Origin of the sequence: Porcipelethomonas ammoniilytica, from assembly GCF_025567485.1 — a bacterium.
Taxonomy (GTDB): domain Bacteria; phylum Bacillota; class Clostridia; order Oscillospirales; family Ruminococcaceae; genus Porcipelethomonas; species Porcipelethomonas ammoniilytica.
Window position 1 is genome coordinate 85117 of the sequence record NZ_JAOQKH010000003.1, and the last position, 10812, is coordinate 95928.

General features: G+C 36.6%; 12 protein-coding genes and 1 other annotated feature (1 of these 13 only partly in view). Of the genes, 1 reads left to right on the forward strand and 11 read right to left on the reverse strand.

Features of this window, described 5'->3' with window-relative positions:
- Positions 1-23 precede the first annotated feature (23 nt).
- From OCV67_RS03535 to OCV67_RS03585, 11 genes are all read right to left on the reverse strand, one after another.
- On the reverse strand, positions 24-1421 hold the full coding sequence (locus tag OCV67_RS03535) for a V-type ATP synthase subunit B (protein WP_147642481.1): 1398 nt from the start codon (positions 1419-1421) through the stop codon (positions 24-26).
- The gene (locus OCV67_RS03540) at positions 1418-3190 is read right to left on the reverse strand and encodes a V-type ATP synthase subunit A (RefSeq protein ID WP_147642482.1); all 1773 of its coding nucleotides are present in this window, start codon (positions 3188-3190) and stop codon (positions 1418-1420) included. The genes OCV67_RS03535 and OCV67_RS03540 overlap by 4 nt, the downstream gene beginning before the upstream one ends.
- A gap of 18 nt (positions 3191-3208) precedes the next feature.
- On the reverse strand, positions 3209-3802 hold the full coding sequence (locus OCV67_RS03545) for a V-type ATP synthase subunit E (protein ID WP_147642483.1): 594 nt from the start codon (positions 3800-3802) through the stop codon (positions 3209-3211).
- 17 nt (positions 3803-3819) lie between these two features.
- A complete protein-coding gene (locus OCV67_RS03550; RefSeq protein WP_147642484.1) occupies positions 3820-4128 on the reverse strand; it encodes a V-type ATP synthase subunit F in 309 nt (102 codons plus the stop codon).
- 28 nt (positions 4129-4156) lie between these two features.
- Positions 4157-4591, reverse strand: coding sequence for an ATP synthase subunit C (locus OCV67_RS03555; RefSeq protein ID WP_147642485.1), 435 nt, complete (start codon positions 4589-4591; stop codon positions 4157-4159).
- A gap of 15 nt (positions 4592-4606) precedes the next feature.
- A complete protein-coding gene (locus tag OCV67_RS03560) occupies positions 4607-6550 on the reverse strand; it encodes a V-type ATP synthase subunit I (RefSeq protein ID WP_147642486.1) in 1944 nt (647 codons plus the stop codon).
- A 22-nt stretch (positions 6551-6572) separates the two neighbouring features.
- Complete coding sequence (locus tag OCV67_RS03565; RefSeq protein WP_147642487.1) at positions 6573-7622, reverse strand: V0D/AC39 family V-type ATPase subunit; 1050 nt, start codon at positions 7620-7622, stop codon at positions 6573-6575.
- Positions 7623-7934, reverse strand: coding sequence for a hypothetical protein (locus OCV67_RS03570; RefSeq protein ID WP_147642488.1), 312 nt, complete (start codon positions 7932-7934; stop codon positions 7623-7625).
- A 20-nt stretch (positions 7935-7954) separates the two neighbouring features.
- Positions 7955-9313 (reverse strand): PFL family protein, encoded by a 1359-nt coding sequence (locus OCV67_RS03575; RefSeq protein WP_147642489.1) that lies wholly within the window; start codon positions 9311-9313, stop codon positions 7955-7957.
- Between the two features lie 21 nt (positions 9314-9334).
- Positions 9335-9604 carry an ACT domain-containing protein gene (locus tag OCV67_RS03580; RefSeq protein WP_147642490.1) on the reverse strand — a complete coding sequence of 90 codons (270 nt, stop codon included), beginning with the start codon at positions 9602-9604 and terminating at the stop codon, positions 9335-9337.
- Between the two features lie 111 nt (positions 9605-9715).
- Positions 9716-10123 (reverse strand): metal-dependent transcriptional regulator, encoded by a 408-nt coding sequence (locus OCV67_RS03585; RefSeq protein ID WP_147642491.1) that lies wholly within the window; start codon positions 10121-10123, stop codon positions 9716-9718.
- Between the two features lie 130 nt (positions 10124-10253).
- Between OCV67_RS03585 and OCV67_RS03590 the strand changes: the two genes are divergently transcribed.
- The gene (locus OCV67_RS03590) at positions 10254-10733 is read left to right on the forward strand and encodes a VanZ family protein (RefSeq protein WP_178084981.1); all 480 of its coding nucleotides are present in this window, start codon (positions 10254-10256) and stop codon (positions 10731-10733) included.
- A gap of 66 nt (positions 10734-10799) precedes the next feature.
- Positions 10800-10812, forward strand: a binding site (T-box leader); it runs 253 nt beyond the window's last position.

Sequence of the window (10812 nt, forward strand, 5' to 3'; positions counted from 1 at the left end):
AGATACCCCCTTTGATGCACTATTTACTTAAACATTTGCAATGCTTTTTCAGCGTCATAATATTTGTTCAGCATATCCTCGTCTATTCGGTCAAGCTCACTTACCGGCAAAAGTGACAGCAAAGCCCAACCTAAATCAAGAGTTTCTTCAATAGAACGGTCCTCATTAAACCCCTGAGTGATAAAATGTTTTTCAAACTGCACGCCGAATTTCATATACTGACGGTCAACTTCAGACAACTCTTCCTCACCTATTACCGATGCCAGAGCTCTTGCGTCCTGAACCTTTGCATACGCCGCAAAAAGCTGATTAGCAACTGAAGAATGATCAAATCTTGTATAGCCCTCTCCGATACCGTCCTTCATAAGTCTTGAAAGAGAAGGTAAAATCGAAATTGAAGGATAGATACCGGTCTGGTCAAGACTCCTGTCCAGAACGATCTGACCTTCGGTAATATATCCAGTTAAGTCAGGAATCGGATGAGTAATATCATCATTAGGCATGGTCAGAATGGGAATCTGTGTAACGCTGCCTGTAGAACCCTCGGCAATCCCCGCTCTCTCATAAAGTGACGCTAAATCAGAATACAAATATCCAGGGTAACCCTTACGTCCGGGAATTTCACCTTTTGAAGATGAAAATTCACGAAGCGCTTCACAATAGGAAGTTATATCGGTCAGAATAACAAGTATATGCATATTCTTTTCAAAGGCAAGGTATTCAGCTGCCGTAAGAGCACATCTGGGAGTCAATATTCTTTCAATGATCGGATCGTTTGAAAGATTCATAAACATTACAACCTTTTGCTGAACGCCGCTTTCCGCAAAGGATTTTTTAAAATAATCCGCAACATCATTTTTAACGCCCATAGCTCCAAATACGACTGCAAAATCCTGACCGTTTTCATCTGCGATCTTTGCTTGTCTTACGATCTGTACTGCAAGCTTATTGTGAGACAGTCCGGAACCTGAAAAAATCGGAAGCTTCTGCCCTCTGATAAGCGTCATAAGACAATCAATTGAAGAGATACCTGTTCTGATATAATTTCTTGGATATGTTCTTGAAACAGGATTCAACGGCTTTCCGTTTATATCAGCAAACTTTTCTGGATAAATATCTCCCAGTCCGTCAATAGGTTTTCCCGAACCGCTGAATACTCTGCCCAACATTTCCTCAGACAAAGCAAGCTCCATTGGTTTGCCTGTAAAGCTTGTTTTAGTATTAGTAAGAGAAAGCCCTTTAGTACCCTCAAACACCTGAAGAATAGCTTTTTCTCCGGATATTTCAACAATTCTGCCGACTCTTTCCGTACCGTCGCTTAAACGGATATTTGCAATTTCATCATATCCCACGCCTTTAACATGATCAAGAGCCACAAGAGGACCGTTTATTTCGCTCAGTCCAATATACTGAATACTCATACGGCACTCCTTTCCTCTTCATTGCTTTCAAGCTTATCAAATACTGATTTTATTTCTTTTTTATAATCATCGAACATTTCCAATTTATCATTTGGTATATCGTACTTTATTTTAATAATCTTTTCCATTAAGCCGGTACTGGTAATTTGTTCCATAGATACTCCTTGTGATAAAGCTTTTTTGGCTTCATTGTAAAGAGTAAGGATAACCTCCATCATAAGCTTCTGTTTCTGAAGCGGAACATAAGTATCGTCTTTATGATATGCATTCTGCTGAAGAAATCCAACTCTTATAACCCTTGCAAGGTCTATTATCAGCTTTTGCTCATCAGGCAATACGTCTGCACCGATAAGCTTTACTATTTCCATCAATTGGTTTTCTTCTATTAGAATATTTGATATTTCCTGACGAAGCTTTAAAAAATCCGATCCTGCTTCCCTATCATAAAATTCAGAAAGATCATCTATATATTCGCTGTAGCTTGTCGTCCAGTTAATAGCAGGATAATGTCTGGCATAAGCCAAAGATTTGTCAAGCGCCCAGAAGCAGCGCACAAAACGCTTTGTATTCTGAGTTACAGGCTCGGAAAAGTCAGAACCCTGCGGAGATACCGCACCGATTATTGTCACAGAACCTTCTTTTCCGCAAAGTGTTTTCATGTAACCTGCTCTTTCGTAAAATTCCGAAAGGCGGGACGGCAGATAAGCAGGAAATCCCTCTTCTGCCGGCATTTCCTCCAGACGTCCGGATATTTCTCTTAAAGCCTCTGCCCATCTGGAAGTGGAATCAGCCATTATAGCAATATGATATCCCATATCTCTGTAATATTCGGCAAGAGTGATTCCTGTATAAATTGATGCTTCTCTTGCCGCTACAGGCATATTTGACGTATTGGCAATAAGTACTGTTCTATCGGTAAGAGGACGGTTGGTTTTCGGATCTATAAGCTCTGAAAATTCCTCCAGTACCTGAGTCATTTCATTTCCTCGTTCGCCGCAGCCAATATACACGATAATATCAGCGTCGCACCACTTTGCCAGCTGATGCTGAGTCATAGTCTTACCTGTTCCGAAACCGCCGGGAATTGCGGCGGTACCGCCTTTTGCAATCGGCAGAATGGTATCTATGATTCTCTGTCCTGTAATAAGCGGACGTGAAATCATAAGCCTTTCAGCTACAGGTCTGGGCTGACGTATCGGCCATTTCTGGCACAGTGTAAGCTCATGAACCTTACCCTTATTATCTTCTATTTTGCATACAGTATCATTTACACGATATTTACCGTTTTCAGCGATCCATATAACCTTTCCGCTGAGAAAAGGAGAAAGCATACAATAATGCCTGATAACAGGCGTTTCCGGACAGGAGGCATATACGCTTCCGCCTGTCAGTTCTGTTCCGACTGTAACTTCCATTGTAACGTCATATATATTTTCCGTATCAATTGCCGGAACATTAGATCCTTCATTTATAAATGCTCCGGAAATTTTTTCAATTTCTTTTAAAGGACGTTCAATTCCGTCAAAAATATTTGAAATTATTCCCGGTCCCAAAGTTGCGCTCATAGGCGAACCTGTATTAAAAACCGGTTCGCCCACTTTAAGTCCTGTCGTCACTTCATAAACCTGTATTGTTGTAAATTCTCCGGTTATTCCGATAACTTCCCCTATGAGCTTTTTTTCTCCTACATACACCATCTCAAGCATAGAAAAGTCTTTGGTATCTTTAACCTTTACAACAGGTCCATTGACAGAGTATATTTTATTCAATACCGATCACACTCCTAATCAACTGAGATTTTCATTTCTGAATTTGTACCTGCTGCTGAATTGTTTTCTTTGTTCTTTTATCGCACTGTCAAATGTCTTATCTACTGCAATACCGTTTTCAGTATCGACAATTGATATTCCGCCCATTACTATATCAGGATCAGTTTCAACTTTACAGCCGGATATATCCTGCAAAACATTACTGTACTTTAAATCCTTTTCGGAAATCATTATAATGAAATTCTCATTTATCTTTTCATTTTTCACAAGATTTATAAGATAATTTTCATATTTTTCCGAAACGGTAAATTCACAGATTCGTTTACTTACTGCATCAAAAATTTTTTGCGCAAGATTTTCTCTCTGCATGAGAGAATCAGTTTTCAGCTGCTGCTGTTTTAACGCCAGCATTCTGCGGTACTTTGATTCGATATCCCTGATTGATCTCTGAATTTTATTATATGCATTCAACAATTCCTCATCTTCTGTTTTTTTAACATGATGACTTTTCTGAATCTCAGCCTCGGAAATTATTTTATTTATTTTTTCATCAACCTCATTATTTACTGAATTTACAAATCTGTCAAGCTTTTCAGCCTGTATTTCATTCATCACACCGCACTCCTTGTTTATAATTTAAGTCCTATAGCATCGCTTACATACCTGTTAATTGTATCAGTAATATGAGATGTGGCATGTCTGTCCGGAATTTCTACAATAAGAGGCGATTTATAATTTAACTTTATGTCATATACCAACTCACTGCAAAGCTTCACAAGCTTTTCCGTCATAAGTATAATTGCAATTTCTTTATTACGAACAGCCTTTTCAAGTTCTTCTCTTACTTCATCCGGTTCATGAACAACTGCTCCGCTGATTCCTGCCAGTCTCATTCCCATTTGAGTATCAATATTATCGCTTATTAAATAAAATTTCATATCAGTATACCTTAACGATTTTTATAAATTAAAGTGCATTCAGTATCATAAATGAGATCAAAAATCCATATAAAGCAACGCCCTCGCCCAAAGCCACAAAAATTAATGCTTTTGAAAATGACTTTGGCTCTTCTGCAACTGCTCCGATAGCGGCCGGTGCAGCAGAGCCTACGGCAATACCGCATCCGATAGAACCCAGACCTACAGAAAGTGCTGCGGCAAGATACCCCAGACCCGCATTTCCGATTACATCGTTTACTGTTTCAACAGCTTCAGCGTTTACAAATCCGCCCACAGGAAGGATAATTCCCAGTGCCAACACTGCAAAAAATGAGCATATATTTACAACAAATGCAGTTTTAGCAGCGCTGTTGCTCTTTTTCTTTTTAAGAATATACACCACGGGAAGAATCAGCATTACAACAGCAAAAAGAGGCAGCAACATTATTTCATAAATATTCATAATAAAATAACTCCTTTAATCAATATTTTTATCATAATTTATTTTTACCGGTTCAAAGGGCTGACCGTCTCCATCATAAAAACGAGAAAATACTTCATAGAATTCCAGTCTCAGAACCTGAATACCTACAATAAGACCTTCCATACCCATTACAAAAATATTTCCGATAACTACAACAACAGGAGACGCACCCGCTGAAACGCTTTCTGAAAGAAGCATCACAACCGACATCATTCCGGCATGAGAGAAAATAAATCCTCCTATTCTGACAAATGAAAGAGTATTGGTAGCGTACCCTAAAATAAATTCAAACACTTCAAAAAAGTTAGACGCAATAAAATCTCCTATTCCGCTTTCTAGTTTAAATTTCTTACCTGAAACCAAACAACCCAGCGGTTCCCTGAAAAACATTATTACCAGCGGGATCACTATAAGACAGATTACATACGGAGCTGTAAAAAGACTTCCATTTCCTATCATCATAACTGCAACCCCCGCTAAAAGCGAACTAAACAGTATAAGCCCCGCTATCCCGTTATTTCCAAACAATGCCTCAGAATAATCCCTGTGTTTCAAGCTAATAAATATGTTTATAATTATAGATATCAAGATTATAACTATACCTATTACAATTGCTCCAAGCAGAATAACCATAGTATTGTCCATGATTTCTAACGGTTTATGCTTAAGACCCATTGATTTATACAAAGGGTCAAGAGCATGCTCAAATCCAAACACAGAACCGTACACCAAACCAAAAAATGCACTGGAAAGTCCTACACGCTGTAAAATAGCGCCAAGCAGATTTCCCTTTTTTCTGTACACAAAATATCCCACCAAGGAAATAACCAAACCTTGTCCCAAATCACCGAACATAATTCCAAACAATAAAGTATAGGTAACAGCTACAAGCATAGTAGGATTAAATCCGTTATAGGACGGTAATCCGTACATTTCAACAAACATTGAAAACGGTTTAGAAAATGAATTATTTTTAAGCTTTACAGGCGTTTTCTCAATATTCCCCTCGCCTGCCGGCTTTATAACAAGCGAAACGGTATTGATACTGTCAAAAAGCTTTTTAAATTCCTCTATACATTTTTTAGGAACAAATCCCGTCATATAAAATTTTTCCTTATAGACAGTTACATTTCGTCTCATCTCAAACAAATCATATAAGTATTTAATACGGCAAAAGTATTTATTAACAAGCTCTCCCTTATCAGAAATCATGCGACTGCGGCATTCTACAGCAATACTTTTCTTCTCTTCCATTTTTTCAATTTTCCGGCTGAGATTACTGTATTCTTCTTCAGGTGTTCCGGTAACAAAATCAGGTAGCCAGATTCTTTCAAAATACAATGATTTAAAAATATTATCTGTTTCCTTTATACTGTCAATCGGAGCTAAATAAAATCCCCATTTATAATTCCCGTCATCGTCATACGGCATAAATATAAATGTTTTATTATCATAATATGACAATTTCAAATAGCTTTCACACGGAAGTCTTCCGAATCTGACTTTTATATGAGAGCAGTTCAGCAAACGCTCCAAATCAATATGCATACCCTTTAAATGCTTCATCTGAAGCATTGCCTGTCTGCATTCCTTGATTTTTGAGTTAAGTTCATAAATCTCATCGCTTTGAATTTTGAATTCCTTTTCCAGTTGAGTAAACGACGAGTCAATATCCTCTGTAGTCATAGCTAAAATATCATCGGTACTTACCTCATTAAAGCTAAAATTTTCACCGATATTTATATCCACTATTCTTTTAAGCAGATCTTTATATGGATTTTCTTCATCAAGACGAATAAATTCTTCATTGTTTCCGGAGGTTTCCTTAGAAGCGTCAGTCATATGAAAACACCCGCTTTCAACACATTTTGCAAGAACTCTGTCAAGGTCTTTCATAACGCCGACAATTGTCAGAAACTCCATTTTCTCTATTGACATTTTTTCACCTCCGTATCTTATTTTATTGTATTACAATAATATCAGACATATAAGATATACTTTTATTATATCTTATACTTTCAACAATATTAACAATATTATTTAATTCTACTTCAGACAGATACATAAGAGAATAAAGACTTACGGCTGCATTTTCAGAAAACATCAGCGCTCTTCTTGCCATACTGCATTTAAGTTTTACCAATTCACGTTCAAATTGTTCACTCTCCATATTTTCATCAAGATTATCCATGCGCCTTCCATATGACGTCTTTGACAGCATACGCAAAAACTCTTCTGGAGATGACGTTTCAAACAGTTCAGACTGTTTTTCACGTCCCAATCTTCCATAGAACGGAAGCATATTGTCTTTCAGAAAATTTATATCCGCATTAAAATATTTTTTCATACGATAAGCATTTATAATATTTATAACGTCTGTCTGAATATTGAACTGATCAAGCAGAGCTGTCTGAGACGTTCCGCTGAAATCTTTTTTAGCTGTTTCAATAAGCCATTTCATATAGTATGTTCTTAACATTACCTCACATTTTGTATACGGAATAATACCGTTTTTATCCGTTTCAATATTTTTAATAATATTATAGTAAGGCGTATGTCTTATAACGTTAAGAAGCTGCCTAAAATCAGATGCTTTTGCCAGTTCTATGAGATCAAAGCTTGCCTTTTTTAGAAGATACGCATGCATAGATTCAATATAAACATCGCTGCTGTCGTTATTCAGGTAAAGTATTGCTTTAAGAAGCTCACGTATTTCAAAACGCACCAGAAGGAAATTATAAAAAGGTTCTTCATTTAAATGTTGAAATCTGCACAGACGTTCATATTGGTCATAATACGCTTTATTCAGCAGAGATTCAAGAAATCCCCGATGTATAACTGACGTGTCAATATTGGAAAGTACGGCTGAAAAGTGAGTATTGCGTTTTAAATATTCTGCCGCTTCGCTGACTTTTTTCTTTGCAGAAAGTTCATAATAATCATTTTCTTTAAGCCGTTTACCGTAAACAGCTCTTATTTTTGCGACAGTTGCATTCTTTGAAGCTTTCATTTACTCACCTACTATTTCTGCCAATATTTCCTTTTCTATTGTTTCATGATTATAATCATAAAAAGCGTTCATTTCATTAATTTCATCATTGAATTTTTTTTCAAGCTCTGAAACTTCCTTTTCAAATTCCGACTTATTAAAATCCTCTATCTGAGAAATCCTCATATCGGCATCACGTTCAATTTTGGTTCTTATTTCCATACACTGCTTTTTAGTATCTTCAATAATCTGATTTCTTTTTTCAGACGCTGAATTTATTCGTTCAGTTGCATTCTTATCTATTTCAATGATCCTGTTTATAACACTTTCCATAAATCATAACCTCGTTAATATCAGTTTTTAATACTGTGCATAGGCGCAGGTATTCTTCCGCCTCTTGAAATAAATTTGGCAGGAGATTTTCTGTTTATATTCATTACCGGTCCGCTGCCTAAAAGACCTCCGAATTCCAGAGTATCGCCGACATTTTTTCCAATTGCCGGAATAAGTCTTACAGCAGTAGTTTTATTATTAACCATACCGATAGCCGCTTCATCGGCAATAATTGCGGAAATTGTTTCGGCAGTAATATCTCCGGGAACAACTATCATATCAAGTCCCACTGAGCATACGGCTGTCATTGCCTCAAGCTTTTCAAGACATAGAGCGCCGTTATTTACAGCATCAATCATACCTGCGTCCTCAGAAACAGGAATAAATGCGCCGGACAGTCCGCCCACATTTGATGACGCCATAACGCCGCCTTTCTTTACAGCGTCATTAAGCAGTGCAAGCGCTGCTGTCGTACCGTGAGTTCCGCACGATTCAAGTCCTATTCCTTCAAGAATATGAGCAACACTGTCTCCTACTGCCGGAGTCGGTGCCAAAGATAAGTCTACTATACCAAAAGGCACTCCCAGCATTTCAGACGCTTTAGAGCCCACCAGCTGTCCCATTCTGGTAACCTTAAAAGCCGTTTTCTTTATTATGTCAGCAATTTCGTCAATTGATGCATCAGGATGCTTTTCAATTGCCGCCCTCACTACACCCGGCCCTGAAACGCCCACATTAATAACACAATCAGGTTCTCCCGTACCATGGAAAGCTCCCGCCATAAACGGATTATCCTCAGGAGCATTACAGAATACTACCAGTTTTGCAGGACCTATACACTGATTGTCAGCGGTTCTTTCAGCGGATTGCTTTATAATTTTTCCCATCATTGCAACTGCGTCCATATTAATACCTGTTTTGCTTGAACCTACATTTACTGATGAACAGATATTTGAAGTAACTGCCAGTGCTTCGGGAATTGAATTGATAAGCTCAATATCTCCCGCACTGAAACCCTTTTGTACAAGTGCTGAATAACCGCCTATAAAATTTACACCGCATGTATCGGCTGCCTTTTGAAGCGCAAGAGCGAATTTTACGGGATTCTTTTCCGTACATGCCGCTGAAATTATTGCTATAGGAGTAACAGAAATTCTTTTATGTATTATAGGAATACCGTATTCCTTTTCTATCCGCTCTCCTGTTTTTACAAGATCCTTTGCTTTTGAAGTAATCTTGTTATAAACCTTTTCACATGCCTTGTCAATATCGCTGTCAATACAGTCCAGGAGAGAGATTCCCATTGTAATCGTTCTGATATCAAGACATTCGTCTTGAATCATTCTGATAGTCTCAAGTATATCGTAAACGTTAATCATCTAAATAATTCTCCTTAAAAATTATATACGGTGCATAGAATTAAATATATCCTGATGCATAGTATGAATTGAAAGATTCAGTGATTTTCCCAATTCATTAAGTTTTTCGCCAAGTACCACAAAATCAGTATTCATTTGTGATATATCAACCATCATAATCATAGCGAACATATCCTGAAGTACGCTCTGTGTAACGTCCATAACATTTGCATTATATTCAGCACAGACATTGCTTACCTTTGCTAATATTCCTACATTATCTTTTCCGATAACAGTTATAACCGCTCTCATAAATATCCTCCTTAAAATACCGGTCAAAAACCGCAAATAATAATTATAAATATAATTATACCACATTCATGTCTAAAATAAAAGAGTTAAAAAAATTTTATTTCAAAAATACTACGTATTATTTTCATGCGCCTTCTTATGTCTCTTTTTTATCGTATTTCTGGTTATTGCAGACAATTTCTCAACTGTTGTTTCAGGAAATGACGCCAAAAACAATATGCTTTGTTCGTGGGCAGAATGCTCGTCCAGTTTTAAAATTTCTGTAAAAAAAGTATTTATTGTATTAAAATTAACAGAAAGATTTTTTGCAGTTTCCTTTCCTAAATCGGTCATAATAACGCTTGTTGCATATTCAGGTTCTATTAGCTCAAGTCTTGCCATACATTTTAACATCTTGCTGACGCTGGGTCTTGTAACAGAAAGACTGTTGGCAATATCAACAGAACGTACTGTTTTAAGCGTTTTGCTTAATTCATATACTGTCAGTAAATACTTATACTGTCCGGCGCATAATTTCATATCCGCACTCTCCTTTATTTTTATATAAAATCATTTTAACACTTTTAAGAAATATTTTCAATATTTTCTTTTTATTGACTTTATTAATAATAAATGTTACAATAAAATAATTCTTTAAATGGTGGTAAATATGAAAAATTCAAAAATATTAATTATAACTTCATGGACGGCAGTTATACTTTGCATGCTGGTTATATTCTGCTTTTCCGCACAGAATGCAGATCAATCGTCAGGCACAAGCGGTGGCTTTGCTAAATTTCTTGCAAAAATACTTTACCGTGACTTTAACACTATAGATAAACCTTCTCAGGATATCCTAATTAATAAATGCCAATTTATTGTCAGAAAAACCGCACATTTTACAGTTTATGCAACTTTAGGCATACTTACAAACACAGCAGTTCGTATTTCTAAATTTAAATTTCCTCACTTGATTGCTCTGGTTATTTGTCTGGCATATGCGGTAAGCGATGAAATCCATCAATATTTTGTACCCGGCAGAAGCTGTGAACTGCGTGACGTATTTATAGATTTTTCCGGTTCCGTTCTGGGAATCATATTAATTTCTATTATATTAATTTTTTTAAGAAATATCAAAACAAAAAATTAAATTCTTTAATTTTAAAAAACTCTTGACAAATCAAAAATTCGGGCATATAATATTAACATAATATTTTTAAATTCTAAGA